Origin of the sequence: Microbispora corallina (genome assembly GCF_016863035.1) — a bacterium.
Classification (GTDB): domain Bacteria; phylum Actinomycetota; class Actinomycetes; order Streptosporangiales; family Streptosporangiaceae; genus Microbispora; species Microbispora corallina.
Genome location: NZ_BOOC01000044.1, coordinates 32,205 through 59,103 on the forward strand (window position 1 = coordinate 32,205; position 26,899 = coordinate 59,103).

24 protein-coding genes are annotated in these 26,899 nt (G+C 72.2%); 12 read left to right on the forward strand and 12 right to left on the reverse strand.

Going from position 1 to position 26,899, the window contains the following annotated elements; translation table 11 throughout:
• Nucleotides 1-288: 288 nt before the first annotated feature.
• The gene (locus Mco01_RS33465) at nt 289-1,155 is read right to left on the reverse strand and encodes a DUF8083 family protein (RefSeq protein WP_204060824.1); all 867 of its coding nucleotides are present in this window, start codon (nt 1,153-1,155) and stop codon (nt 289-291) included.
• A 137-nt stretch (nt 1,156-1,292) separates the two neighbouring features.
• On the opposite strand from Mco01_RS33465, the gene Mco01_RS33470 reads away from it, so the two are divergent.
• Nucleotides 1,293-2,411 carry a Leu/Phe/Val dehydrogenase gene (locus tag Mco01_RS33470; protein ID WP_204060825.1) on the forward strand — a complete coding sequence of 373 codons (1,119 nt, stop codon included), beginning with the start codon at nt 1,293-1,295 and terminating at the stop codon, nt 2,409-2,411.
• A gap of 151 nt (nt 2,412-2,562) precedes the next feature.
• Entirely contained in the window at nt 2,563-2,793 is a 231-nt protein-coding gene (locus Mco01_RS33475; RefSeq protein WP_204060826.1) for a DUF3073 domain-containing protein, read from the forward strand.
• Between the two features lie 158 nt (nt 2,794-2,951).
• On the opposite strand, the gene purM is transcribed toward Mco01_RS33475, so the two are convergent.
• Nucleotides 2,952-3,977 (reverse strand): phosphoribosylformylglycinamidine cyclo-ligase, encoded by a 1,026-nt coding sequence (gene purM / locus Mco01_RS33480; protein WP_204060827.1) that lies wholly within the window; start codon nt 3,975-3,977, stop codon nt 2,952-2,954.
• Nucleotides 3,974-5,410, reverse strand: a complete 1,437-nt coding sequence (purF, locus tag Mco01_RS33485; RefSeq protein WP_204060828.1) for an amidophosphoribosyltransferase — start codon at nt 5,408-5,410, stop codon at nt 3,974-3,976. Before purF ends, purM begins: the two co-directional genes overlap by 4 nt.
• Nucleotides 5,411-5,575: 165 nt before the next feature.
• Here purF and Mco01_RS33490 point away from each other — a divergent pair, with 165 nt between their 5' ends.
• Nucleotides 5,576-6,184, forward strand: a complete 609-nt coding sequence (locus Mco01_RS33490) for a hypothetical protein (protein ID WP_204060829.1) — start codon at nt 5,576-5,578, stop codon at nt 6,182-6,184.
• 7 nt (nt 6,185-6,191) lie between these two features.
• Here the strand turns inward: Mco01_RS33490 and Mco01_RS33495 are convergent, their stop codons facing one another.
• Together Mco01_RS33495 and Mco01_RS33500 are read right to left on the reverse strand one after the other, a co-directional pair.
• Nucleotides 6,192-6,632, reverse strand: a complete 441-nt coding sequence (locus Mco01_RS33495) for a sterol carrier family protein (RefSeq protein ID WP_204060830.1) — start codon at nt 6,630-6,632, stop codon at nt 6,192-6,194.
• A 17-nt stretch (nt 6,633-6,649) separates the two neighbouring features.
• Nucleotides 6,650-8,080, reverse strand: a complete 1,431-nt coding sequence (locus Mco01_RS33500) for an MFS transporter (RefSeq protein WP_204060831.1) — start codon at nt 8,078-8,080, stop codon at nt 6,650-6,652.
• Between the two features lie 108 nt (nt 8,081-8,188).
• On the opposite strand from Mco01_RS33500, the gene Mco01_RS39945 reads away from it, so the two are divergent.
• Entirely contained in the window at nt 8,189-8,884 is a 696-nt protein-coding gene (locus Mco01_RS39945) for a TetR family transcriptional regulator (protein WP_204060832.1), read from the forward strand.
• Here Mco01_RS39945 and Mco01_RS33510 read toward each other — a convergent pair.
• From Mco01_RS33510 to Mco01_RS33520, 3 genes are all read right to left on the reverse strand, one after another.
• Nucleotides 8,791-10,242: an MFS transporter gene (locus Mco01_RS33510; RefSeq protein WP_204060833.1), complete on the reverse strand. Its 1,452-nt coding sequence runs from the start codon at nt 10,240-10,242 to the stop codon at nt 8,791-8,793. The genes Mco01_RS39945 and Mco01_RS33510 overlap by 94 nt on opposite strands.
• Before the next feature lie 249 nt (nt 10,243-10,491).
• Nucleotides 10,492-11,160, reverse strand: coding sequence for a Crp/Fnr family transcriptional regulator (locus tag Mco01_RS33515; protein WP_036324095.1), 669 nt, complete (start codon nt 11,158-11,160; stop codon nt 10,492-10,494).
• A gap of 98 nt (nt 11,161-11,258) precedes the next feature.
• Nucleotides 11,259-13,367, reverse strand: a complete 2,109-nt coding sequence (locus tag Mco01_RS33520; RefSeq protein ID WP_204060834.1) for an adenylate/guanylate cyclase domain-containing protein — start codon at nt 13,365-13,367, stop codon at nt 11,259-11,261.
• Between the two features lie 261 nt (nt 13,368-13,628).
• On the opposite strand from Mco01_RS33520, the gene Mco01_RS33525 reads away from it, so the two are divergent.
• Entirely contained in the window at nt 13,629-14,531 is a 903-nt protein-coding gene (locus tag Mco01_RS33525) for a collagen-like domain-containing protein (protein WP_239104109.1), read from the forward strand.
• Nucleotides 14,532-14,683: 152 nt separating this feature from the next.
• Here the strand turns inward: Mco01_RS33525 and purL are convergent, their stop codons facing one another.
• The 4 genes from purL to purS form a co-directional block, all read right to left on the reverse strand.
• Nucleotides 14,684-16,939, reverse strand: coding sequence for a phosphoribosylformylglycinamidine synthase subunit PurL (gene purL / locus Mco01_RS33530; protein ID WP_204060835.1), 2,256 nt, complete (start codon nt 16,937-16,939; stop codon nt 14,684-14,686).
• The gene (purQ, locus tag Mco01_RS33535) at nt 16,936-17,616 is read right to left on the reverse strand and encodes a phosphoribosylformylglycinamidine synthase subunit PurQ (RefSeq protein WP_204060836.1); all 681 of its coding nucleotides are present in this window, start codon (nt 17,614-17,616) and stop codon (nt 16,936-16,938) included. Before purQ ends, purL begins: the two co-directional genes overlap by 4 nt.
• Nucleotides 17,617-17,810: 194 nt before the next feature.
• Nucleotides 17,811-18,260: an ATP-binding protein gene (locus tag Mco01_RS33540; RefSeq protein WP_036324088.1), complete on the reverse strand. Its 450-nt coding sequence runs from the start codon at nt 18,258-18,260 to the stop codon at nt 17,811-17,813.
• Between the two features lie 172 nt (nt 18,261-18,432).
• Nucleotides 18,433-18,678 (reverse strand): phosphoribosylformylglycinamidine synthase subunit PurS, encoded by a 246-nt coding sequence (gene purS, locus Mco01_RS33545; protein ID WP_204060837.1) that lies wholly within the window; start codon nt 18,676-18,678, stop codon nt 18,433-18,435.
• 339 nt (nt 18,679-19,017) lie between these two features.
• Between purS and pdhA the strand changes: the two genes are divergently transcribed.
• The 7 genes from pdhA (at nt 19,018) to Mco01_RS33580 (ending at nt 26,888) form a co-directional block, all read left to right on the forward strand.
• Complete coding sequence (pdhA, locus tag Mco01_RS33550; RefSeq protein ID WP_204060838.1) at nt 19,018-20,109, forward strand: pyruvate dehydrogenase (acetyl-transferring) E1 component subunit alpha; 1,092 nt, start codon at nt 19,018-19,020, stop codon at nt 20,107-20,109.
• Nucleotides 20,106-21,080, forward strand: coding sequence for an alpha-ketoacid dehydrogenase subunit beta (locus Mco01_RS33555; protein ID WP_204060839.1), 975 nt, complete (start codon nt 20,106-20,108; stop codon nt 21,078-21,080). Before pdhA ends, Mco01_RS33555 begins: the two co-directional genes overlap by 4 nt.
• Before the next feature lie 15 nt (nt 21,081-21,095).
• Nucleotides 21,096-22,511: a dihydrolipoamide acetyltransferase family protein gene (locus tag Mco01_RS33560; RefSeq protein ID WP_204060840.1), complete on the forward strand. Its 1,416-nt coding sequence runs from the start codon at nt 21,096-21,098 to the stop codon at nt 22,509-22,511.
• A gap of 83 nt (nt 22,512-22,594) precedes the next feature.
• On the forward strand, nt 22,595-23,356 hold the full coding sequence (locus tag Mco01_RS33565) for a hypothetical protein (RefSeq protein ID WP_204060841.1): 762 nt from the start codon (nt 22,595-22,597) through the stop codon (nt 23,354-23,356).
• Nucleotides 23,357-23,415: 59 nt separating this feature from the next.
• Nucleotides 23,416-23,709, forward strand: a complete 294-nt coding sequence (locus tag Mco01_RS33570; protein WP_204060842.1) for a Dabb family protein — start codon at nt 23,416-23,418, stop codon at nt 23,707-23,709.
• Nucleotides 23,710-24,070: 361 nt separating this feature from the next.
• Entirely contained in the window at nt 24,071-25,585 is a 1,515-nt protein-coding gene (locus Mco01_RS33575; protein ID WP_204060843.1) for a sodium:solute symporter family protein, read from the forward strand.
• A gap of 13 nt (nt 25,586-25,598) precedes the next feature.
• Nucleotides 25,599-26,888, forward strand: a complete 1,290-nt coding sequence (locus Mco01_RS33580; protein WP_204060844.1) for an alginate lyase family protein — start codon at nt 25,599-25,601, stop codon at nt 26,886-26,888.
• Nucleotides 26,889-26,899 lie beyond the last annotated feature (11 nt).

Below are 26,899 nucleotides of genomic sequence, written 5' to 3' on the forward strand. Positions count from 1 at the left end.
GAGCGATCCTTGCGACTTGTCTGGCGCTTGTCACGGATGTCCTCAATGATCAAAAACGTGCGGTTTCTAGGATCATTTGCGGCATCACCCGATGTGACCATACAGCCACGTAGTGCGATTGGCGAGCCCTTGGGGCGCAACGTCTCGACCACATGTTGATGTCACGCTGGGTGATTCTAGCGACACGTTTCGTGGTATCGCAGTGAAAACGGCAAACTACTCAGTTCGTAGATGTGAGATCGAACATCCCTTGACCAGAAACTGCAGGTCAGAGACTGGCGATTACGCTCAGTTTGCCGTTTCGAGGGCCTTTACTGATCTCCAGCGGAGGATGACGCGCTGGTACATCGCGAAGGCAAGTTCTTCCTGACCCTTGTCCAAACTCGCGAGGGCGGTCGACACCTCCGCCACGGACTGGTCGCCCTGCAGGGTCTGGTCGTCCATGAGGTGGACGAGGCCGCCGTAGTCGAGCTCCACCAGCGAGTGGGGGTGGAACTCCTCCAGCCAGCGGCCCACCTCCTCGACCTCGCCGAGGGTGGACACCTGGCCCACGTGGCGGCGGATCACGACGAGGGCCCGCGCCACCCGGCGGCGCGCCTGGGCCATCGAGGTGACGTACAGCATGTTGCGCGGCGGCGCGGTCGTGGTCGGGGCGGCGTGCTCCGGCGACTCCTCCGCGCCCAGCACGAGCCACCGCTCCGCTGAGTCGAAGGGGACGAACCACGAGGTCGGGACCTGCCAGGTGCTCGTCCTGATGTGGGTGCGCAGCGAGGGCTCCCCGCGCTTGAACCGGTCGAAGTCGTCGGCGGTCTGCTCGGCGATCGCCTGTGGCACGAACCGGTGGGCGAGCTTGGCCGGCACGCTCCCCCGGAACGTCGTGAACGCGAGCCACGACCGCAGCCTGCTCTGCCAGGGGCAGACGTAGAGCGTGTCCTCGACGCGGCGCAGGTAGGCGTTCGGGCTCTCCCGCTCGGGCGCGGGCAGCGGTGGCACGGACAGCAGCCGGCGGACCGACTCACCGTGCTCGACCTCCAGCGCGCCGGCCCGCCGGGGGCGGTCGCGGGACTCGGCGTACCGGGCCCACCGCGCCCGGTCCTGAGGGGTGAAAGCGGTCAGCGGCTCGTACACACGGAGATAGGCGGCGTAGGGGAGCACACCAGAATCGTGCCACGCCGCCGCGACCCTGTGCAGCACCGGGCGCGCTTTCCAAGATCGTTTTGCCATGGGCTGGCTAAGCTGGGAGGGAGTCGTCGCAACGAGGCGGCGACCAGAGACGACCAGGAGTCACCACCGTGACCGACGTCTTCGGGCTCTCCCACAAGGACCCCAGCCCAGGAAGCGACGCGAACCCCGTCCATCCGGGCAGGCACGAGCAGGTCGTGTTCTGCGCCGACGAGCCCAGCGGCCTGTACGCGATCATCGCGATCTACAGCACCGCCCTCGGGCCCGGCCTCGGCGGCACCCGGTTCTACCCCTACGCGAGCGAGCAGGCCGCCCTCGCCGACGTCCTCAACCTCTCCAGGGCGATGGCGTACAAGAACGCGCTGGCCGGGCTCGATCTCGGCGGCGCGAAGGCCGTGATCATCGGCGACCCCGCGACCGCCAAGAGCGAGGCCCTGCTGCGGGCGTACGGCCGGTTCGTCCAGTCGCTGGGCGGCCGCTACTACACCGCCTGCGACGTGGGCACCTACAGCGAGGACATGGACGTCGTCGCCCGGGAGTGCTCCTACGTCACCGGGCGGACCCCCGAGCACGGCGGCGCCGGCGACTCCTCCATCCTCACGGCGTTCGGCGTGTTCCAGGGCATGCGGGCGGCGGCCGGGCACGTGTACGGCACGCCCTCCCTCAGCGGCCGCCGGGTCGGGGTCGAGGGCGTCGGCAAGGTCGGTCACCGCCTGGTCGACCACCTGATCGAGGACGGCGCCGAGGTCGTGATCTGCGACGTGAACGAGGGCGCGGTCGAGCGGGTGGCGCGGCGGCACCCCGGGGTCCACGTGGTGGCCGACGCCGCGACGCTGTCGGCGTCCGACCTGGACGTCTACGCCCCCTGCGCGCTGGGCGGCGCGCTCGACGACGTCACCGTCCCCCGGCTCAAGGCCAAGATCATCTGTGGCGGCGCGAACAACCAGCTCGCCCATTCCGGGGTCGAGAAGCAGCTCGCGGAGCGCGGCATCCTCTACGCTCCCGACTACGTGGTCAACTCCGGCGGGGTCATCCAGGTGGCGGACGAGATCGAGGGGTTCGACATGGCCAGGGCCCGGGCGCGGGCCGCCAAGATCTTCGACACCACCGCGAAGATCTTCGAGATGGCCGAGGAGGAAGGCGTCCCTCCGGGGGCGGCAGCGGATAGGCTGGCAGAGCGCAGAATGTCGGAAGTCGGTCGGCTAAGGGGTATTTGGCTTCGGCGCTGACCGGCGCCGCTCGTACGACGTACCGAGCGGCGCACAAACCAGGTACGGTAATAGGCGAACGAGAGACTGACGCCTGAAGTCAGGTGGCGTCGGTGCGCGGTGCGTTAGTGACGAGGGGTCGGGCACGACCCCGCATGAGGGGGTCGAGCCAATGGGGCGCGGCCGAGCCAAGGCCAAGCAGGTCAAGGTCGCCCGCCAGCTGAAGTACAACAGCGGCGGCACAGATCTTGAGCGCCTGCGCGCGGAGCTCGGAGTCGTGGACGAGGACGATTCCGGCCACAACGACGAGCATGACCCTTACGAAGAGTTGGCTGATCGCTACGCCGACTACGCCGTCGATGACGACGACGATGGCGACAGCGACCGTCACGGGCGACGTTGATCCGTTCCTGATCACCTGATGACCGTCTCCGGCGGGTCCACAGCCCGGCCGGATGGTCGTCATGTCCCAACCGTCCAGGCGTTCCGGCAGGGCCGGAGCGCCTGGTGGTGTTTCTCCGGCGAGCCGCGCGACCCCCCGCTCGGTGCCGGGCGGGGTCTCTACCGGAAGACGGCCCGGCCGGTGCCGGGGACGATCTGCCCGAGCACCCACGCGGGCAGGTTCCGCTCCTCCAGCAGCGCGAGCGCCCGGTCGGCGTCGGCCTCGGACACGATGGCGCACATGCCCACGCCCAGGTTGAAGGTGCGGTCCATCTCCTCCTGCGGCACGCCGCCGTGCCCCGCCAGAACCTGGAAGATCGGCGGGGGCGTCCAGGAGTCCCGGTCGAGCAGGGCGTCGGCGGTCGGAGGGAGCGAACGGGCCAGGTTGGCCGCGAGCCCGCCGCCGGTGATGTGGGCCATCGCGTGCACCTCGGTCTCCCGGGCGAGCGCCAGGCAGTCGAGCGAGTAGACGCGGGTCGGCTCCAGCAGCTCCTCGCCGAGCGTGCGGCCGAGCTCGGGCACGTCCTGCTCCAGGTCGAGTCCGGCCGTCGCCACGATGTGCCTGACCAGGGAGTACCCGTTCGAGTGGATCCCGCTGGAGGCCAGCCCCAGCACGATGTCCCCCGGCGTGACACGGTGCGGCCCGAGCATCTCGGACGCCTCGACGACGCCGGTGCCGGCGCCCGCCAGGTCGTACTCGTCCGGGCCCATGGCGCCGGGGTGCTCGGCGGTCTCGCCGCCCACGAGTGCGCACCCGGCGAGGCGGCAGCCCTCTGCCACGCCGCCCACGATGTCGGCGATCCGCTCGGGGACGACCTTGCCGCAGGCGATGTAGTCGGTCATGAACAGCGGCTCGGCCCCGCACACGACGAGGTCGTCGACGACCATCCCGACCAGGTCGATGCCGATCGTGTCGTGCTTGCCGAGACGCTGGGCCAGCATGACCTTCGTGCCGACGCCGTCGGTGCTGGTCGCCAGCAGCGGCCGCTTGTACCGCAGGAACGCCGAGGCGTCGAAGAGCCCGGCGAAGCCGCTGGCGTCGTCGAGCACCTCGGGACGGCGCGAGCGGGCGACGCGCGTCTTCATCAGCTCGACCGCGCGGTCACCGGCCTCGATGTCCACGCCGGCGGCGGCGTAGCTCGTCATCGCCGGGCCTCCAGGACGAACTTGCCCACGCGGTCGTCCTCGATCGGGATCGGGTACCGCCCGTCGAAGCACGCCCGGCAGAGCCGCTCGGCCGGCAGCGTGGTGGCCCGGGTCAGCCCCTCGATGGAGATGTACCCGAGGGAGTCGGCGCCGAGTGAGGAGCGGATCTCCTCGACCGACAGGGACCCGGCGATCAGCTCGGCGCGGGTGGCGAAGTCGATGCCGTAGAAGCAGGGCCAGGCGACCGGCGGCGAGGAGATCCGCACGTGGACCTCGGTGGCGCCGGCCTCGCGCAGCATCTTCACGATGGCTCGCTGGGTGTTGCCGCGGACGATGGAGTCGTCGACGACGACCAGCCGCTTGCCCTCGATGACCTCGCGCAGCGGGTTGAGCTTGAGGCGGATGCCGAGCTGCCGGATGGTCTGGGACGGCTGGATGAAGGTCCGGCCGACGTAGGAGTTCTTCACCAGGCCCTGGCCGTACGGGATGCCGCTCTGCTCGGCGTAGCCGATGGCGGCGGGCGTGCCGGACTCGGGCGTGGGGATGACGAGGTCGGCGTCCACGGGGTGCTCGCGGGCGAGCTCGCGGCCGACCTCGACCCGCGTGGACTGCACGCCGCGGCCGGCGATGGTCGTGTCGGGACGGGCCAGGTAGACGTACTCGAACAGGCAGCCCTTGGGATTGGCCTCGGCGAACCGGCGCGAGCGGACGCCCCTCTCGTCGATCGTGAGCAGCTCGCCCGGCTCGATCTCGCGGATCACCGACGCGCCGACGATGTCGAGGGCGGCGGTCTCGGACGCGACCACCCAGCCGCGCTCCAGCCGGCCCAGCACGAGCGGGCGGATGCCCTGGGGGTCGCGGGCCGCGAACAGGGTCGTCTCGTTCATCCAGACGAGCGAGTAGGCGCCCTTGACCTCGGGGAGCAGCTCGGCCGCGACGTCGTCCACCGGCCGCGTGGCGTCCTGCGCGAGCAGGGCGGTGAGCACCTCGGTGTCGGTGGTCGCCCTGATCGCGCCGGGGGCCAGCCGCTCGGCGAGCTGCGCCGTGTTGATGAGGTTGCCGTTGTGGGCGAGCGCCAGCCCGCCGCCGTCGGTCGAGCTCAGCGTGGGCTGCGCGTTCTCCCAGACGCTCGATCCCGTCGTGGAGTAGCGGCAGTGCCCGATCGACAGGTGCCCGCGCAGGGTGCCGAGGATCGACTCGTCGAAGACCTGGGCCACCAGGCCCATGTCCTTGTAGACGAGGATGCGGCTGCCCTCGCTGACCGCGATGCCCGCGGACTCCTGCCCGCGGTGCTGCAGCGCGTAGAGGCCGTAGTAGGTGAGTTTGGAGACGTCCTCCCCAGGAGCCCAGACGCCGAAGACGCCACAGGCGTCCTGAGGTCCGCGGTCCTGAGGGTCGAGGTCATGGCCCAGCCGGCCGTCGCCCTTCAACACGTACCCGAGTCTATTTGGGCATCGCCGCTGCTCGAACCCCCCCATGCCCGGACGGCACCGAAACGATCGACCGCTCTTTACCGTGTCGCCCCTGCTCAGGCGGGGGTTCACGGGAGAGTCTGGGCCTTCCGGCATGCCCGATATTCAGGTACGGGAGTGACCACCGTGGCGACACCCGACGACCCCGACCGGCCCCGCGAGCCGCACGAGAGGCCCGCGCCCGGTGAGGGCGGCCCCCACGAGGAGCCCTCCGGCCCGTACGGCCCGGGGCCCGGGGGACCCACGCCGCCGCCGTACGGGCAGGGCCCGGGGGGAGCCGTCCCGCCGCCGTACGGGCAGGGCCCCCAAGGCCCTCAGGGGCCTCCGGGGCCTTACGGGCAGCCGCCGTACGGGGAGATGCCCCCGCCGCCGCCCGGGACGGCCAGGGGCGCGGGCTGGCCGCCTCCGCCCCCCACGGGTGGCGGGCTCGGCACGGCGTCGCTCGTGCTGGGCGTCTGCGCCTTCGTGCTGCTGTTCGTGTGCGGCGTGGGGACGCTGGTCGCGGTGGTGGGGGCCGTCCTCGGCGCGATCGCCATCGCCCGGAACTCCAATCGCGGCCGGGCCGTCGCCGGGCTCGTGCTGAGCGTGCTGACCCTGGTCCTCGCGGTGGTGCTGGGGGTCCTGATCTACAACTGGTACCAGTCCAGGAACCTCGGCGAGTGCCTCGACCCCGTCCGCTACCCCACGAAGGAGGCGGCGCAGCGGTGCCTGGAGGGCAAGCTCGGCGGCCCCTGAGACCGCGTCAGCGGAGCGGCAGCCACTCCGAGACGTCGGCGCGGGAGCCGCTGGCGGAGATTTTCCCCGCGGCCGTGGCGTCGGCCCAGGTCAGGCGCCCGGTGGCCAGCTCCAGCCAGGTGCGGGGGTCGGTCTCGACGACGTTGGGCGGGGTGCCCCGCGTGTGCCGGGGCCCCTCCACGCACTGCACCGCCGCGTGGGGAGGGACGCGCACCTCGACCGAGCGGCCGGGCGCCAGGGCCGCCAGCTCCTCCAGCAGGTGCCGCACGGCGGCCCTGGCGGCCTCGCGGACCGGCGTCAGTCCGGCGTCGTAGGCCGCGAGCACCGCGCGGACGCAGGCGTCCGCCGCGGCGCTGTCGGGGCCGTCGAACGGCGGGCTGTCCAGCTCGACGAGCTGGGCGTCCAGCGCGTCCCTCACCTTTCCGGGGTCCAGTCTGCGTGGCGGCACCCGCCCATTGTGTCCCCTCAGGCGACGGGCTCGGCGAGGGCGGGCTCGGTGGCGGGGGGCTCGGCGGGCGCGGCCGCCGTCCCGGCGCGGCGGAGCGAGAAGAGGCTGACCGGGACGCCCACGAGCATGATGGCCGCCGCGACCAGCAGGGTGAACTGGTACGCCTCGAGGAACCGGTGCAGGGGAGGGCCGGCCACCGCGCTCTCGCGGGCGCTCAGGATCGCGCCGAGGATCGTGATGCCGAGGAGCCCGAAGACCTCGCGCGAGACGTTCAGCACGCCGGAGGCGACCCCGGCCCTGGCCGCCGGCATCGCGCCCAGCACGACGTTGGTCAGCGGGACGAGCAGGCCGGCGCCCGCGCCGTACAGGAGGAACCAGGGGAGCAGGTCGAGGTAGCCGCTGCCCTCACCGGCGCCGGACAGGCCGCCGACGGCGACCGCCATGAGGCCGAGGCCCACGGCGACCGTGCGGCCGCTGCCGAACCGCTCGGCGATCCGCGGCGACAGCGTGGCGACCACGGCCGTGAGCAGCGCCATCGGCACGAAGCCCGCGCCCGCGGCCGTGGGGCTGAACCCGAGCGCGCTCTGCAGGTAGATGGCCGTGAAGAAGTAGATCCCGAACACCCCGAACGCCCACAGGCCCATCGACAGCAGGCCGCCGCTGAAGACGCGCTCGCGGAAGAGCGTGAGGTCGATCATCGGCTGCGCCACCCGGGACTCGACGACGCCGAACGCGGCCGCGGCCACCGCGGCGAGCGCGAACGAGCCGAGGATCACCGGCGAGGTCCAGCCGCGGGACCCGCCCTCGATCAGCGCGTACGTCAGCGCGAACAGGGCCACCGCGGAGGACGCGAGTCCGGGGAGGTCGAGCCCGGCGCGAGCCCCCGCGTCGCGCCGCACCCGGATCGACCGCAGCCCGACGATCGCGGTGATCACGCCGATCGGGGCGTTGATCAGGAAGATCCAGCCCCAGTCGGCGTTCTCGCTGAGGACGCCGCCGGTGAGCGGGCCGATGGCCAGGGCGAGCGCGCCGACCGCGCTCCAGACGCCGACGGCCGTCCCCCGCTCGCGCGGGTCGGGGAAGATCTTCGGCAGCAGGGCCAGCGACGACGGCGTCAGCAGCGCCGCGCCGACGCCCTGAAGGGCCCGGGCGGCGATGAGCGCCTCCTGGCCGCCGGACAGCCCGGCCGCCACCGACGACAGCGTGAAGATCGCAAGCCCGCCGAAGAACGCGGTCCGCGCTCCGAACACGTCCGCGATCCGGCCGCCCACGAGCAGCAGGCCGGCGAACACCAGGATGTACGCGCTCACGATCCACTCAAGGCCGGAGATCGACAGCCCGAGGTCCCGCTGGATCGTCGGCAGCGCCACGTTGACGACGTTGTTGTCCAAGTAGGTCATGAAGGTCGCGAGTGACACCGCGACGAGCGCCCACCATCTGCCCATCATCAGCTCTCCTCTTGTACGAGGTACATGTACGACGTACATGTACGGTGCATAGGAGACCTTGTACGGCGTATAGTTGTCAAGTCCCCGGAGGGAACGAGGAGCGAAGCCATGGGTAATGCGGACAGGCTGACCCGCCAGGCCGTGGTGGAGAAGGCGATCGCGCTCGCGGACGCCCAGGGGCTCGAGGCCGTGACGATCAGACGGCTGGCCCAGGAGCTGGGGGTCACGCCGATGGCCCTCTACTGGCACTTCAAGAACAAGGACCAGCTGCTCCAGGGCGTGGCCGACCACGTGCTGGCCGAGGTGACGCCGGCGATCGACCCCGAGGACCCGTGGGCGGTGCGGCTGCGCGGGATGATCGAGGCGCTCGTACGGGTGCTGCGCCGGCATCCGCCGCTGGTGGACATCTTCCCGCTGGTCGAGAAGGACGAGGTGCCCAGTTTCGTCCGGGCCACCGAGGCCGCCCTCGACCTGCTGACCCGGGCCGGCTTCGGCTTGAGCGAGGCGTACTTCGTCTCGTCGTACCTCCTGCACGGCACGCTCTCGCTGGTCAAGGCCGAGCCGGGATGTCCCGTGCAGTTCACGCCGGCCGAGGCGGCCGAGTGGCGCAGGCAGAAGCGGCTCATGCTGGAGGCGCTGCCGCCCGACCGGTTCCCCTGCATGGTCGCCTTCGCGGCCACCTTCAGCGAGGAGCCCGACGTGGACCGGTACTACGCCTTCGGCGTCGACCTGCTCATGGGCGGTGTGGAGGCCATGGCGGCGAACAGGACGCCCAGCACGGCGACGGCGAACAGCACGAGGTAGGTCCGCCGGAAGCCGGCCATGAGCTGTTCCAGCGCGACCGGGGACACCCGCGAGAGCGTCCCCGCGTAGACCTGGCCGCGTAGCCCGGGCGGGACCGCGCCGGTCAGCACGGTCAGCGTGGTGGCCACGCTGAGGACGACCCCGATGTTCATGATCATGACGCGGAAGCCGTTGACCACGCCCAGCGTGCCCGGCGGCAGCGCGGTCATGACCTGCGTGGTGTTGCCGGTCAGGAAGGTCCCGCTGCCGCAGCCCGCGACGAACAGCCCGGTCCCCACGATCCAGTACGGCGTGGCCGGGCCGGCCGACAGGGTGAGGACCAGCAGCCCGCCCGCCGTGAGCAGGCACCCGCCCACCGACAGCGCGTACGGCGAGACGCGGCGGCCGAGGGCGCCCGCGATGGGGGAGGCGATCGTCATGCCGATCGGCACCGGCAGGACGCCCACGCCGGCCGCCAGCGCGTCGACCCCGCGGGCCGCCTGGAAGTAGAGCCCGGCCAGCAGGATCAGCGACGACCGCGCGAGCGCGTTGCCGAACGAGGCCAGGTTGGCGAAGACCAGCATGCGCCCGCCGAACAGCGCCAGGTTGAGCACCGGGTTGCGGGCCCGGCGCTCGATCACCAGGAGGAGGGGGACGAGCGCGAGAGCCAGGGCGCCGGCGAGCGGCTCGCCCTGGCTGATCGCGATGAGCGCCGCCGACAGCGCGGCGAACACGACGAGGTTGCCCAGCGCGTCCACCGGCTGCCGCGGGCCGGCCGGCGTCCTCCTGAGCACGGCGGCGCCCCAGAAGAGGGCGGCCAGCCCGGCGGGCACGTTGATCCAGAAGATCCAGCGCCAGCCCAGCGTCTCGGCGATCAGGCCGCCGAGCGTCGGCCCGGCCAGCTGGGCGACCGACAGCGTCGCCATGTAGACGCCCATCCCCTGGCTGAGCCGGTCGGGCGGGAAGGCGTCCGTGATGATGACCGTGCCGTTCGCCAGGATCATGGCCGCGCCGAGGCCCTGCAGCGCCCGCATGGCGATGACCACGCCGATGCCCGGCGCCAGCCCGGCGAGCAGCGACGCGGCCGTGAAGAGGGCGAAGCCGAGCAGGTAGATCTCCCGCCTGCCGAGCAGGTCGGCCACCCGGCCGAAGAAGACCAGCGTGGCCGTGCTCACCAGCAGGTGGGCCAGCAGCACCCAGCCGGACGCCAGCGGCCCCGCGTCGAAATGCCGCACGACCGCGGGCAGGGCCACGTTGAGCGTGCTGGAGCTGACGCCGATGAGCACGAGACCGAGCCCGGTGACCGAGCAGACCCGCCAGGCGTACCGGAGGGCGGCGGTGCGATCGGGGGAGCCGGATTCCAGGAGGGCGTCGGCCATGCCGTCGATTGTGACGTACGCCGTACGTCCGGATGATCCCGAGGGGCGGCCTGCTTCGCGACGGCCCAGGCCGGAGGGCCGCGCCGGAACGGCCGGGCCCGCGAAACAGGGGTCCGGCCGTGCCGTGGCCGGGGAGCGCGGGGCCCGGGACAGGGGCGCGTGGTGCGGTGGGCCGGGGGGCGGCGGGCCCGAGGGTCAGGGGTGTGGCGGGGGCGGGGAGCGCGGGCCGGGAGGTCGGGGGGCAGGGGATCAGCGGGCCCGCTTGCGCAGGCCGTCCAGGTCGTAGACGATCACGCGGCGGCGGCCGGTCTCGATGAGCCCGCGGTCGCGCAGCGTCCGCAGCGCCTTGCTCACGGCCTCCCGGGAGGCCCCGGTCCACCCCGCGAGCTCGTCCTGGGACAGCGGCAGCGCCACCCGCACGCCCGCGCTCGTCTGCTCGCCGTACCGCTCGGCGAGCTCCACCAGCCGGGTCGCGACGCGGCCCGTGGTGTCGAACGCGCCGTACTCCACCCGCTTGCGGTCGGCGTCCCGGAGCCTGCCGACGATCAGCCGCATGAGCATGACCGCGACCCGGCCGTGCTCGTTCAGGAAGCCGGAGAAGTCGTGCACGACCAGGCCCTCGATGGGTTCGAGTGCGGTGACCGTCCCCGACCGCGGATCGCCGTCGAGGGCCGACATGTCGCCGAGGAGCGCGCCGGGCCCGCGTACGGCCAGCACGACCTCGGTGCCGCCCGCGGTGTGCGACGACACCTTGACCCGTCCCGAGGTCAGCACGAGGACCCAGTCTCCGGTCTCGCCCTCGTTCATCACGGTCGCCCCGCGCTCCCACCGGCGGGTACGGCCGGCCGTCCGAAGGTCGGCGGCCTCCTCCGGCGTCAGCAGGGCGAGGAACTCGCCGGGTTCCGGCCTGGTGGTCACCCCGTACCTCCCGCTCGCGACTGGTGCGTGCCCAGTGTTGGCCTCCGGGCCGCCGCCCGTAAAGCGCGTTTCGCCCCCCGGGCGGCTTTGTCCGCGGATCAGCCCAGCGCCACCAGGCGGTACGCGTGGACCGTGTGCTCCTTGCCCTTCAGGCTGAGGTCGCCGAGCGACACGACCCGGGCCGGCCCGAGCAGGTCGCGGGTGCTCTGGCCGATGACCACCGTGCCCGGCTCGGCCAGGGCCTGCAGGCGGGCGGCCACATTGACGGCGTCGCCCATCGCGTTGAACCCGCGGAACTCCGGGCTGCCGATGTTGCCCACGAGGGCCGGCCCGGTGTTCACGCCCACCCGGAAAGTGGGCCACTCGACCCGGGACAGGCGGCCCGCCGCCTGCTCGGCGACCACCTCCCGCGACACGCGCGCGGCGGCCTCCTGAAGCTCCAGCGCCGCCTGCGCGGCCCGGACGGCGTGGTCGGGCTGCTGCGCGGGGGCGTTGAAGAGCGCGAGCATCGCGTCGCCGACGAACTGCACGATCGTGCCGCCGTTGCCGAGGACGCACGGCACGGCCGCCGTGTGGTAGCGGTTGAGCATCTCGACGATCTCGCCCGGGGAGACCCGCTCGGAGAACGTGGTGAACCCCCTCAGGTCGGCGAACAGGGCCGTCACCTCGGTGAGGCTGCCGCCGAGCGCCGCCTGGTCGGGGTCGGCGAGCAGGCCGTTCGCCACGTCGGGGGACATGTACTGGCGGAACAGCGTCTCGATCTCCTGGTAGAGGCGGGCGTTCTCCAGCGCGATCGACATCTGGCCTGCCAGCGTGGCCGCCAGCGCCTCGTCCTGGGCCGTCACGCCCACGGGGACCGACAGGGCCCCGGCGAGCCGTCCCTTGACCGTCAGCGGGTGGACCACGCGGCCGTCCGCGGCGACGACCCGCCCCCCGTCCAGCTCCCGGGCGTCCGGGAAGCCACCTGCCGGTCCGTCGTACGGGACGAGGCGGCCGCCCCGCACCAGGGCCAGCCGTACGTCGCCGTACGCGCGGCGCACCCGCCCGAGGGCGGCGGACAGCAGGTCGGCCTCGGGCAGGCCCACCCGGGCCTGGCGGCCGACGTCGACGAGCGCGCCCAGCCGCTCCGACAGGTCCCGCTCGGCGGCGAGCGCCGCTCCGGCCCGGTCGAGGACGGCCGCCTGCCCCTCGGTGAGCCGGAAGCGCCCGGCCAGGCGGGTGCTGATCGGCGCTCCCGACCGGGTGCCGCCGCGCAGGTGGGCGACGAGTTCCTCCAGCGCGCGCTCGTAGTCGGCCTGGATGCGCCGTGCGGTGGCCGAAAGCGCCACGGCGTCGAACAGCCCGCCGGTCGCGCCCTCGCGCCGGAACTGGAGGTACGCGCTGTAGGCGACGAACAGGAAGGCGAAGGTCAGCAGCAGGTGCCACTCCCACCACGACAGGTGCCAGTTGCGGTGGGACATCCCCGCGAGCATGGCCTCCGCGAGCAGCGCGTACGCCGTGATGAGGCTGATCAGCACGGCCGCGGGGCGCCGGCGGTGCAGCCGGAACATCATGACGGCCGCCACGACGTACAGGGCGACGCCCACCAGCGCGAACGGGCCGAGCCCGGTGCCGTGGGGCGGGAGCGGCTCGCTGAGCGGGGGCACCAGCGAGGCGACGCCCCAGGCGACCAGGACGAGGCCGAGCCCGGCCCTGAGCGGCGCCTGGGCGCGCAGGACCGCGGCGGCGGCGCGCTCGTTGAGCGGGAGCGCGGACACGAAGGCGAACACCGAGGCGATCGCCAGGCCCACCGGCTGGGCGAGGTCGAACCCCACCGTTCCCGTCGGATGGAACACCTGCGGCGTGGACAGGCCGTGGAGGAGGAAGAACCCGGCGCTGGTGAGGAAGACCAGCGAGACGAGCAGCAGGCGGGCGTCCCGCCGCCGGGCCGACGCCCGCCCGATGAGCGCCCCGAGCACGACGTTGACCCCGGCGACGACGAGGATCAGCCAGAAGTGGCCGAGGTTGTCGTGCCACTGCACGTCGATGCCGGGGTGGGCGAGCAGCAGCCACAGGCCGAGCAGCGGCAGGGCCAGGTGCACGGCCCACACGACGCCCCGTACGGGCTGGGTCGCGGGCGGGAGGTACGGCCCGGGTGGCGGGACGGTGCCTGGAGGCGGGGGAGCGGCGGCGGGGGCCGCCGGGGGACGGCTCGTCTCCGGCGGCACCGGGGGAACCGGAGGCACTGACGGCCCGGGGGGTACGGGGGACACGGGGGACACGGTCTCCTCCACAGGTCGCTCGGCCTGCCTGCGCGCTGATTATGCCGATGCTGCCGTACGCGGGCCATTCCTTGACTACGCAGGATTACTCGCAGACCCGATGCGTATACGTGATGTTTCGTCCGCCAACCGCCCGGTCGTGTGGCGCGTGAATCACATGTCTTTCATTTCGCATCACGCACCTCTGTGCTTCAGAAGGGATATTCCGTGGCTATCAGGTTGCCGGGCGGGCGCACCGTCGGTCTTGTGACGGCGGGTGCCGTGGTCGGATCGTTGCTCGTGCTGGGCGGTGGGGCGACCGCCTCGTCGGCGAGCGGCACGGTCTTCTACGCCTGCGTGAACAAGACGACGCGGTACGTGCGTCTGGTCGGCGTGACCACCGCGTGCAAGCCGACGGAGTACAAGGTGTCGTGGAACCAGACCGGTCCGCAGGGGCACACGGGCCTGCAGGGCGCGACCGGCCAGCAGGGCCCGCAGGGCCTGCAGGGGAGGACCGGTCCGCAGGGTCCGAAGGGCGACACCGGCGCGACCGGTCCGCAGGGTCCGAAGGGCGACACCGGCGCGCAGGGCCCCAAGGGCGAGCCGGGCCTCAAGGGTGAGACCGGTCCCGCGGGGGCCAAGGGCGAGCAGGGCGAGCGCGGCCCCGCCGGCCCGGCCGGTCCGCAGGGTCTTCAGGGCCCGAAGGGCGACGACGGCAAGACCGGCGCCACCGGCCCGCAGGGCCCCAAGGGTGACGACGGCAAGACCGGCGCCACCGGCCCGCAGGGCCCGAAGGGCGAGCAGGGCGAGCGCGGCCCGGCCGGCCCGCAGGGCCCGAAGGGCGACGACGGCAAGCAGGGTGCCACCGGTCCCCAGGGCCCGGCCGGGCCGGCGGGCTCGGTGACGGTCACCACCGAGTCCGACACCTTCAGCCTGCCGGGCAACGGCGGCACCGAGACCCTGTCGTGCGGCAGCGGGAAGATCGCCACGGGTGGCGGCTACGTCGCCAACGGCAACGCCCCCCAGATCACCGCGAGCGCCCCGTACCTGGTCAACGGCAAGGCGACCGGCTGGAGGGTCAGCGGCAAGAACACGACCGGCACCATCTACGTGATCTGCATGACGGCCTGACACACATGCTCGGGTGGCCGGTGGAGCCGGAGGGCTCCGCCGGACGCACCCGCGAACTCGCCGTACGCGACGAGGCGTTGGCGTACGGCGGACAGCGAAGGCCCTTCCGGAGGGGTTACCGGAAGGGCCTTCGTCGTCTCCGAGAGGCGGACTCAGCCGAAGATCGCCGGCAGTGCGCCCGTGTGGGCGGCGCGCAGTTCCTCGACGGAGATCTCCAGGACGCCCTCGACCGCGAGCGCGTCCCCGCCCGTGGTGCCGAGGCCGTAGCAGGGGACCTCGTGCCGCAGGCACAGCTCGGCGAGCGCGTCGAACGCCTCGGGCCGCACGCACACCAGCGCCCGGGCCGCCGACTCGCTGAACAGGCCGACGAAGGCGTCCTGGCCGGGCAGCGCCACCGAGCAGCCGACGCCCAGCGCGAGGCAGGCCTCGGCGAGGCCGACGGCGAGCCCGCCGTCGGACAGGTCGTGGGACCCCTCCAGCAGCCCGTCGGCCGCGGCGGCGACCAGGACCGACGCCAGCGCCCGCTCGGCAGGCAGGTCGGCCTCCGGCGGCAGCCCGCCGAGGTGGCCGTGCAGGACGTGCGCCCACTCCGAGCCGCCGAGCTCCTCCCGGGTCTCACCCAGGAGGACGACGCGCAGACCGGGCGCCGTGAAGCCGGACCGCACCCGCCGGGCGACGTCGTCGATCACGCCGAGCACGCCGACGACGGGCGTCGGGTGGATGGCGGTCGAGCCGGTCTGGTTGTAGAAGGACACGTTGCCGCCGGTCACCGGCACGCCCAGGGTCTTGCAGGCGTCCGCCAGGCCGCGGACGGCCTCGCCGAACTGCCACATGACCTCCGGGTCCTCCGGCGAGCCGAAGTTGAGGCAGTTGGTCACGGCGAGCGGCCGCGCCCCGGTTACGGCGACGTTCCGGTACGCCTCGGCCAGCGCGAGCTGGGCCCCCGTGTACGGGTCGAGCTTGGCATAGCGGCCGTTGCCGTCGGTGGCCAGCGCGATCCCGCGGGTGGTCTCCTGGGCTCCCGGCATGACCTCGGAGATGCGCAGCATGCCCGCGTCGGCCGGCTGCGCGAGAACCGTGTTGCCCCGCACGTACCGGTCGTACTGGGAGGTCACCCACTCCTTGGAGCCGAGGTTCGGCGAGCCGAGCAGGGTGAGCAGCGTCTCCCGCAGGTCCACGGGGCGGGGCAGCCGCTCCGGTCCGTCGGCGTTCAGCGCGGCCTGACCGGCGGGCTCCCGCAGCGGGCGCTCGTACACCGGGCCCTCGTCGGCGGCCGTCCCGGGCGGGATGTCGACGATCACCTCGCCGTCCCACGTCATGACGAGGCGGCCGGTGTCGGTCACCTCGCCGATGACGGTGGCGGGGACGTCCCACTTCTCGCAGATCGCCATGAAGGCGGGGATGTCGTCGGGCGTGACGACCGCCATCATGCGCTCCTGCGACTCGCTCATCAGGATCTCCTCGGGCCGCAGCGTCGGGTCGCGCAGCGGGACGAGGTTGAGGTCGACGCGCATGCCGCCGGTGCCCTTGGCGGCCAGTTCGGTCGTCGCGCAGGAGACGCCGGCCGCGCCGAGGTCCTGGATGCCGACGACCACGTCCGCCTGGTAGAGCTCCAGGCAGCACTCGATCAGGAGCTTCTCCATGAACGGGTCGCCGACCTGGACGGCGGGCCGCTTGGCCTGCGACTCGTCCTCGAACGTGGCCGACGCGAGCACCGAGGCCCCGCCGATGCCGTCCGCGCCGGTGCGGGCGCCGAACAGCACGACCTTGTTGCCCGGGCCGGGGGCGGTGGCGAGCTTGATCTGGTCCTTGCGGAGCAGGCCCACGCACAGGGCGTTGACCAGCGGGTTGCCGATGTAGCAGGGGTCGAAGGCGACCTCGCCGCCGATGTTGGGCAGGCCGAGGCAGTTGCCGTAGTGGCTGATGCCCTCGACGACCCCGGGCAGCACCCGGCGGGTGTCCGGCTGGTCGGCCCCGCCGAAGCGCAGCGCGTCCATCACGGCCACTGGGCGGGCGCCCATCGACATGATGTCGCGGACGATGCCGCCGACGCCGGTCGCGGCGCCCTGGTGCGGCTCGACGTACGACGGGTGGTTGTGCGACTCGATCTTGAAGGTGGCGGCCCAGCCGTCCCCGATGTCGACCACGCCGGCGTTCTCGCCCATGCCGACGAGCAGCGCGTCGGAGTGGGGGGCCTTGGTGCCGAACTGCCGCAGGTGCACCTTCGACGACTTGTAGGAGCAGTGCTCGCTCCACATGACCGAGTAGATGGCCAGCTCGGAGCTGGTGGGCCGGCGGCCGAGGATCTCGCGCACCCGCTGGTACTCGTCCTCCTTCATGCCCAGCTCGGCGTACGGCTGCCGCTCGTCCGGCGTCTGACCGGCGCGCCCGACGGTGTCGAGGGTCATGCGTTCACCAGCCTCTTGAGGATCGAGGTGAACAGGCCGCGCCCGTCCACGCTCGGCGCGCCGGTGAGGTCCTCGACGGCGTGCTCGGGATGGGGCATGAGGCCGACGACGGTCCCGGACTCGTTGGTGATCCCGGCGATGTCGTTGAGCGAGCCGTTCGGGTTGCCGAGGTAGCGGAAGACCACCCGGCCCTCGCGCTCGAGCTCCTCCAGCGTCGCGGCGTCGGCGACGTACCGGCCTTCGCCGTGCTTGATCGGCAGCACGATCTCCTGGCCGGCGGCGAACTCCGTGGTCCACGCCGTGGCCGCGGTCTCGACCCGCAGCCGCTGGTCGCGGCAGATGTAGTGCAGGCCCTCGTTGCGGGTGAGCGCCCCGGGCAGCAGGTGCGCCTCGCAGAGGATCTGGAAGCCGTTGCAGGTGCCGAGCACCGGCAGCCCGGCACGTGCGGCGGGGATCAGCTCGCCCATCAGCGGCGCGAACCGCGAGATCGCCCCGCAGCGCAGGTAGTCGCCGTAGGAGAAGCCGCCGGGCAGGAAGACCGCGTCGACTCCCTTGAGGTCGTGGTCGGCGTGCCACAGCGGCACGGCAAGCGCGCCGGCCAGCCGTACGGCGCGCGCGGCGTCCTGGTCGTCAAGTGTTCCGGGGAAGGTGACGACGCCCACCCGGGCGGCGCTCATGCCTTCTCCTCGCCTGCCGGCCCGAAGCCGCGGTCGCGCAGCCAGCTCCGCTCGCTCACGTGTTCCCTCCAAGGCGCACGCCACCGTCCATGGCCGGACGGCGGTCTGTGGCGGTACACCTCAGGGTATCGAAGCCACGCGATGGGCCGCCCCGCCGGAAGCGGAGCGGCCCGAGGTCAGAGGGCCATCCGAGGTCAGACGGCAGCCAGTTGCCGATCGAGCGTGAGATGGTGGGCGATCGCGTCCTCGTCCCAGTCGAGCTCCTTGCTCATCCGCACCGTGGTGCCCCTGCCGGGGGTGATGTCGAAGGAGACGTCGTCGACGACGGCCCGCATGATCAGGATGCCCCGGCCGTTCTCGGCGTCGCCCGGGGGGTACTGCCTGGGGATCGTGTGCAGCCCCTCCCCCCGGTCGGCGACGCGCAGCTCGCAGCGGCCGTTGCCGATGGTGGCCATGACCTCGTACCGATTCGCGGGACCGCCGTGCCGCACCGCGTTGGCGCAGGCCTCGGACGTCGCCAGCAGGATGTCGGACACGCATTCCTCGGTCACGCCGAGAGATCGCAGGGCGTCGCCCACGACTCGGCGGACCATCGGGATGCCGATCGCGTCCCTTGGCATGGCCAGCGAGAACTCAATATCCACCGGACCCCTCCCCGGTGTCGAAGGTCACCAAGGAAGGCTTCCCCTATGAATCAGGGCTAACCGCAAAATCACGTGCCTGTTATTTAGAACACGTCACTGACCTGGGTTTTGGGCAACCCGATGTCCCTTATATGCGGCTATGTCAGTTCTTGGCCGATGTGAAATCGGTCACTCAGTCCTCGACGCGGATCGAGAAGTCCTCGATCACCGTGTTGGCCAGCAGGGTTTCGGCCATCTTTCGGACGTCCGAAAGGGCGGCCTCGTCTGCCGGGCCGTCCAGCTCCAGCTCGAACCGCTTGCCCTGCCGTACGCCGGTGACGCCGGAGAAGCCGAGTCGCGGCAGCGCCCGGGCGATCGCCTGGCCCTGCGGGTCGAGGATCTCCGGCTTGAGCATGACGTCGACGATGACGCGCGCCACGATGTTCCTCCAGGTGGGTGGTTGACTCCGTTCAAGACTAGTGCCCGCCCGCGAGGGCGCCGCGACTACCCGCGCCCCGCCGCAGGAGGCCGACCTGGTACGTCTGGTGCCCGAGGGGTCGGGTTGGTCGCCGGTCCTGAGAGAGTGTGGGCGACGGCCGTACGGGAATCGGGAAGGTGTGGAGCTCATGGCGGAGACTTGCGCGATGGGGTGTGACCTCTGCCACGATGTCCGCAGAAGCGGACGGCCGCCCACCCCAGTGGCCGTACGCGCGACGACCCGGCCTCCCGGCGGTGGCGACCCCACACACGGACGGCCCAAGACGCACAGGAGTGGCACGTGACAGCCGACGCCCCTCGCGGTGTTGACGCACCCCCGGAGCTCGTACAGCTGCTCACCCCGGAGGGTGAGCGGGTCGAGCACCCCGACTACGACATCGAGCTGACCGCGGAAGAGGTCCGCTCCCTCTACCGGGACCTCGTCCTGGTCCGCCGCGTCGACCTGGAGGCGGTCGCCCTCCAGCGGCAGGGCGAGCTGGGCATCTGGGCCTCGCTCCTCGGGCAGGAGGCGGCGCAGATCGGCTCGGGGCGGGCGCTCACCGACGCGGACATGGCCTTCCCCACCTACCGTGAACACGGCGTGGCCTGGTGCAGGGACGTCGACCCCGTCAAGCTCCTCGGCCTGTTCCGGGGGGTCAACCACGGCGGCTGGGATCCGGCGGAGCACAACTTCCACCTGTACACGATCGTCATCGGCTCGCAGACGCTGCACGCGGTCGGGTACGCCATGGGCATCCAGCGCGACGGCGCCGAGGCCGCCACGATCGTCTACTTCGGCGACGGCGCCACCAGCCAGGGCGACGTCAACGAGTCGTTCATCTGGGCGTCGGTGTTCAACGCGCCGATCGTGTTCTTCTGCCAGAACAACCAGTGGGCCATCTCCGAGCCCCTGGAGAAGCAGTCGAAGATCCCGCTGTACAAGCGGGCGTCCGGCTTCGGCTTCCCGGGCGTCCGGGTCGACGGCAACGACGTGTTCGCCTGTCTCGCGGTCACCCGGCGGGCGCTGCAGAACGCGCGCGAGGGGCAGGGCCCGACGCTGATCGAGGCGTTCACCTACCGCATGGGCGCGCACACCACGTCCGACGACCCCACCCGCTACCGCCTCGCCGACGAGCTGGAGGCGTGGAAGCTCAAGGACCCGATCGAGCGCGTCAAGGCCTACCTGTTCAAGAACGAGCTGGCCGACCAGGAGTTCTTCGAAAAGATCGACGCCGAGGCCGACGCCCTCGGCAAGGACGTGCGCAGCCGCTGCCTCGCGCTGCCCGACCCCCGGCCGGAGGCGATCTTCCAGCACGTCTACTCGGGGGCGCACGCGCTGCTCGACGAGGAGCGCGAGCAGTACCTCACCTACCTGGCGGGGTTCGAGCGATGACGACACTGACGCTCGCCAAGGCGCTCAACGAGGGGCTGCGCCGCTCGATGGAGGACGACTCCAAGGTCCTCGTCATGGGAGAGGACGTCGGCAAGCTCGGCGGCGTCTTCCGCGTCACCGACGGCCTGCAGAAGGACTTCGGCGAAGATCGCGTGATCGACACGCCGCTCGCCGAGTCGGGCATCGTCGGCACCGCCATCGGCCTGGCCCTGCGCGGCTACCGGCCGGTGTGCGAGATCCAGTTCGACGGGTTCGTGTTCCCGGCGGCCGACCAGATCATCACGCAGCTCGCCAAGATGCCGCTGCGCTCGCTCGGCGCGCTCAAGCTGCCGGTCGTCGTCCGCATCCCGTGCGGCGGCGGCATCGGCGCCGTCGAGCACCACTCGGAGTCGCCCGAGGCGCACTTCACCCACACGGGCGGCCTGCGGGTGGTGGCGTGCTCCAACCCGGCCGACGCGTACACGATGATCCAGGAGGCCGTCCGCTGCGACGACCCGGTCATCTTCTTCGAGCCCAAGCGCCGCTACTGGGACAAGGCCGAGGTCGACCTCGCCGCGCCCGGCCTCCCGCTCGACCAGGCCAGGATCGTCCGGCCCGGCCGCGATCTGACCCTCTTCGCGTACGGGCCGATGGTGAAGACGTGCCTGGAGGCCGCGGCCGCCGCCGAGGAGGAGGGGCGCGACCTGGAGGTCGTCGACCTGCGCTCGCTCAACCCGCTCGACATGGGCGTGCTCGTCGACTCCGTGCAGCGGACCGGCCGGTGCGTGGTGGTCCACGAGGCCCCCGTCTTCACCGGCTTCGGGGCCGAGCTGGCCGCCCGGATCAGCGAGACCTGCTTCTACCACCTGGAGGCTCCGGTTCTGCGCGTGGGCGGGTTCTCCACGCCGTACCCGCCGTCCCGTCTGGAGGAGTACTACCTGCCCGACCTGGACCGGGTGCTCGACGCCGTCGACCGCTCGTTCGCCTTCTGAGAGGGGGGTTTCCTCATGCTGCGTGAGTTCAGGCTCCCCGACGTGGGCGAGGGCCTGACCGAGGCCGAGATCGTCAAGTGGCACGTCGCCATCGGCGACTCGGTCAAGGTCAACCAGACGATCGTGGAGATCGAGACGGCCAAGGCGGTCGTCGAGCTGCCGTGCCCGTTCGAGGGGACCGTCTCGTCCCTGATGGCCGCCGAGGGTCAGACGGTGGACGTCGGGTCGCCCATCATCGCGGTCAAGACCGGCGAGGACGAGGACGTCCCGGTCACCGGCGGCCTGGCGGAGGACCTGGTGCCCCCGCCGCCCTCCGGTCAGGCGCCGGAGCAGGAGAAGCGGCAGCCCGTCCTGGTCGGGTACGGCGTCAAGGCGTCCAGCACGAGGCGTCGTCCCCGGAAGGGCTCCGCGGCCACCCCGGCCCCGGTTTCGCCCGCCGCTCCCGGCGCCGCGCCGGCCGCCGTGCGCAACGGCGGCCCGAGCGCCGTTCCGGCCGTCGCTCCCGGCGCGGCCGCGGCCTCCGTGACGCAGGCCCCGGCGACGCAGGCCCCGGCGACGCGGGCGGTCGGCGTGCTGGCCAAGCCGCCCGTGCGGAAGCTCGCCAAAGACCTCGGCGTGGACCTGGCCGCCCTCACCGGCACCGGCCCGCAGGGCTCGATCACGCGCGCGGACGTCGAGGCGGCCGTCGGAGCCGCCGCCGTCCCCGCGGCGGCGCCCTCCCGCGCGGCGGGAGCCGTGCGCGAGGAGCGCATCCCCGTCCGGGGGGTCAGGAAGGCCACCGCCCAGGCGATGGTGGCCAGCGCGTTCACCGCCCCGCACGTCACGGAGTTCCTGCAGATCGACGTGACGGAGACGATGGAGGCGGTCCGGCGGCTGCGCCAGCTTCCCGAGTTCGCCGAGGTCAGGGTCTCCCCGCTGCTGCTGGTGGCCAAGGCGCTGCTGACCGCCGTACGGCGGCACCCCATGGCCAACGCGACCTGGACCGACGAGGAGATCGTGGTCAAGCACTACGTGAACCTCGGCGTCGCGGCGGCCACCGAGCGTGGGCTGATCGTGCCGAACGTCAAGGACGCCGACGCCATGTCGCTGCCCGAGTTGGCCCGGGCGCTGGCCGAGCTGACCGAGCGCGCCCGGGCGGGGCGGTGCCAGCCGGCGGAGCTGACCGGCGGCACGATCACGATCACCAACGTGGGCGTCTTCGGCGTCGACGCGGGCACCCCGATCCTCAACCCCGGCGAGGTGGCCATCCTCGCGTTCGGCCAGATCAGGGACATGCCCTGGGTGGTCGACGGGCAGATCGCGGTCCGCAAGGTCACCACGCTGGCGCTGTCGTTCGACCACCGGGTGATCGACGGCGAGCTCGGCTCCCGCGTCCTGCGGGACGTCGGGTCCATGCTGGAGGACCCGCTGCGGATGCTCGCCTGGAGCTGACGCCCCTCGGGGGACCGGCCCGCGCAAGTGGCCTGCAAGATCGGAACCAGTGGCCGACAACCACGGGTTCCTACCGTTGTCCCGTGTACGACATCCAGGACGACCGGGCGGGCCACGTCCCCGAGGCGCCCGAGGCCGCGCTCCCCGCGCTCACCGTGGTCACGGTGGACCGCGTGCGGCTGCGGCTGCCCGAGGCGGTGACGCTGCTGCGGCAGTGGTCGCGCGAGGGCCGCACGGTCCACGACGAGATCGTGGAGCAGTGCCTGCTGCTGAACGAGGTCCTGGACGACGACGAACCCCTGGCCGAGGCCGACCTGCGGGCCGCGACCGAGGAGTTCCGGCGCGCCCGCGGCCTGCGCGACCGCTCCTCCACCCTGGCCTGGCTGGCGGAGACGTCGATGACCGGCGAGCAGTACGAGGCGTTCGTCGCCGGGGCCGCCCGGCGGCGGCGCTTCCGGCGGCGGAAGGAGGCGGAGCTCGCCGCCGCGTACCTGGAGGCGCACCGGGCCGACTTCGACCGCGTCCGCGCGCTGTGGGCGAGCGGGCCCCAGCCGGTGAACGGCGAGCTGCTGCGCGGCCTCGGCGGCCTGCTCGGCTGCGGGGAGGCGGTGGTCACGCTCGGCGAGCGCTGGGCGGCCGACGTGCCGGCGCCGCTGCGCCACGCCCCGCGCGGGTCCCTCGTCGGGCCCGTCGCGCACGCGGGCGGCTACCTCACCGGCCTCGTCCTGGAGCGGACGGTATGCCGGGACGACCCCCCGACGCTGCGGGCGGCGGGCACGGCCGCCTTCGCCGAGTGGCTCGCCGACCGCCGCCGCCACGCCTGCGTCGAGTGGCACCTGTCCTGAACGCGCCGTTCCCGCCACGTGGGATGATGGGGCGTTCGTACATAGCGAGGGGGAGGGCCATGTTCCGGCACGTCGTGCTGCTCAACTGGGTCGAGGACGCCACGGAGGAGCAGAAGGCCGAGGTGGCCGAGCGGCTGAGCGGGCTGCCCGCGGCCATCCCCGAGCTGCGCCGCTACGAGCTGGGCGCCGACGCCGGCCTCAACCAGGGCAACTTCTCCTTCGCCGTGGTCGCCGACTTCGACTCCCAGGAGGACTACGTCGTCTACCGCGACCACCCGGTCCACCGGGCGATCATCGAGGAGTCGATCGTGCCGATCCTCGCGTCCCGCGCGGCCGTGCAGTACGAGATCTGACCTCGTCGCGTCCTGACGCCGCCGGCGGGCGGACGATTCTCCATGGGCCTCCCGAGGGACGGTCACCGATGCCAGGCGGTGACGGGTCCGTGGTGTACCGATGTCGATATCTCACTCGCCGCACACTTTCACCTCTCGTCATGTGCGAGATCAAGGGCGTGTCAGATAACGATTCAGATACGCGAAGACGGTTCATATATCTGAACACGTCGTGACCTGCGCCACACTCCCGCGGCCTGCGCCGTACGGGTCCGTGACCTGCGAGCCCGCCATTGACGGCGGCCGGGAGGCGGGCGCAAGGTAACGGGGCCAGGCGGTTCGCGGTCCGGGTGCCGAGCGTTCACCCGGAGGTCTGACAGGCATGACCGCACTGGACTGGCTCGTCCTGGGCGCCTACTTCGTCGTCATGGTGGCGATAGGCGTCTACTCCCACAGCCGCATCGGCAACATCAGCGACTTCTTCACCGCCGGCGGGCGGATGCCGTGGTGGCTGGCCGGGATCTCGCATCACATGTCCGGCTACAGCGCGGTCATGTTCACGGGGTACGCGGGCCTCGCCTACCTGTACGGCGCGACCTCCTACTTCACCTGGGCGTTCCCGATCGCGGTGGGCATCGCCATCGGCTCGGTGCTGTTCGCCCCCCGGCTGAACCGGATCCGGGCGAAGCTCAGGGTGAGCTCGCCGCTGGAGTTCCTGGCCCGGCGGTACAACGTGCCGACCCAGCAGGCCCTCGCCTGGTCGGGCGGCCTGCTCAAGATCGTGGACGTCGGCGCCAAGTGGGCGGCCATCGCCACGCTGCTGTCGACCTTCACCGGCCTGTCCCTCAACCAGGGCATCCTGCTGACGGGCCTCGTCACCGCCGTCTACTGCACGGTGGGCGGCCTGTGGGCCGACGCGCTGACCGACTTCGGCCAGTTCGTCATCCAGTTGCTGGCCGGCGTCGTCATGCTCGCGGCCGTCCTCGGCAAGCTGGGCGGGATCGGCGCCATCGGCGGGCTGTGGGACCGGCTCCCGCCCGAGCACGCCCACCCGCTCAACGGGCCGTACACGCTGACGTTCCTGCTCGCGTTCCTGTTCATCAAGACGTTCGAGTACAACGGCGGCATGTGGAACCAGGCCCAGCGCTACATGGCGGCCCCGACGCCCGCGCAGGCCGCGCGCGGCGCCCGGCTGTCGGCGGCGCTGTGGGCCGTCTGGCCGCTGCTGCTGTTCTTCCCCATGTGGGCGGCGCCGCTGCTCGTCCACGCGGTCAAGCCCGACGCGAGCGACTCCTACGCCCTGCTGACCACGCAGCTCATCCCGCACGGCCTGCTCGGGCTGGTGGTGGCGGGGTTCTTCTCGCACACCATGGCGATGGCCTCCTCCGACGCCAACGCGATCGCCTCGGTCTTCACCCGGGACGTGATCCCGGTGCTGTCGAGCAGGGCACGGGCCTGGGACACCCGGGCGAGCCTGGTCGCGGCCCGCGTCACCACGGTCGCGTTCATCGCCCTGTCGATGAGCGTCGCCACCCAGGTCAACAGCCCGGCCCTGAAGGACATCATCACCGTCGTGATCAAGTGGGTGGCGGGCCTCATCGGCCCGATCTCGATCCCGCTGCTGCTCGGCATGCTCCCGGCGTTCCGCCGGTCCGGCCCGACGGCCGCCCTGACCTCCTGGGCCGCCGGTCTGTTCGTCTTCTGGCTGACCAACTACGGGATCAGCGGCGTCTCGACGGCCGTGGCGACCGCGGCCCCTGTGGCGACCTCGCTGGTGCTGTTCACGATCATCGGCTTCCTGCGGCCGGAGAACACGCCGGACCGCGAGGAGCTCATCTCCACCATCAACACGGACGAGGACAGCGCGGCCCGGCCGCTGCCCGCCGGCACCGCCTGAGAACGGAGTTTCCTTGCCCCTCCACCGTCTCATCGTCCCGGTGGCCGCCGTCGCGGCGGCGGCCACCCTGGCCCTCCTCGCGGGCTCCGCTCATGCCGATAGCGCTCCCGGAAGCGCTATCGCAGCGAAGAAGCCGGTCACGCCGAAGACCGTCGTCCTCGACGGCTCGCGGCTGGCCCGCACGCGCGACCAGGTCCGCCACGTTCCGGCACTGCGCCGCGACCTGGACGCGCTGACCGCCCAGGCCGACGCCTGGCTGACCGAGGGCCCCTGGTCCGTCACGGACAAGCCCCAGGTCGCGCCCAGCGGCGACAGGCACGACTACCTCAGCGAGGCGCCGTACTGGTGGCCCAGCCAGCCGAAGACGGCCGACAACCCGTGGGGCTGCCCGTACGTGCAGAAGGACGGCGTCCGCAACCCCGCGATCGACGAGATCACCGACCACGCCGAGCGCGGCGAGATGTTCACGGCCGTCTACACGCTCACCCTCGCCTGGTACTACACCGGCAGGGCGGCGTACGCCGAGCGGGCCGCGCTCGACCTGCGGACCTGGTTCGTCGACCCGGCCACCCGGATGAACCCGCGCCTGACCTACACCCAGTTCATCCCCTGCAAGGTGGACGGCCGGGGCATCGGGATCATCGACTTCTCCCAGCAGTTCACCGACATCCTGGACGCGACGGCGATCCTCGACCTGGGGGCGCCCACCTGGACCAGGGCCGACCACGACGCGATGCGCAGCTGGTATGCCGACTTCCTCACCTGGCTGCGGACCAGCCCGAACGGGATCGAGGAGGCCGCGGCCGCCAACAACCACGGGTCGTTCTACGACATGCAGAACGCCGCGCTCGCCCTCGCCACCGGGCAGCGCGACCTCGCCCGGCAGATCGTGGAGGACGCCGAGGTCAAACGGCTGGACGTCCAGCTCGCGGCCGACGGCAGCCAGCCGAACGAGATCAGCAGGACGCGCAGCTGGCACTACTCCACGTTCAACCTGGTCGCGCTGACCCGCCTGGCGGCCGTCGGCGAGCACGCAGGCGTGAACCTGTGGACGTACCGGACGCCTCAGGGCGGCGGCCTGGCGACGTCGATCGACTACCTGCTGCCCGTCGCCAGCGGCGCCGCCGCCTGGCCCCACCCCGAGTTGGAGTTCTCCAGGTACGCCGCGAGCGACATCGTCCACGCGGCGGCCGACCACGGCGACCGTGCGGCCCGGAAGGCGGTGCCCCTACTGGAGGCGCCGCCCGGCGGCGACCTGTGGCCGCTCCGCCCCGCGGTGGAGCAGCTCGACCCGATCGGCTGACCGGGTGAACG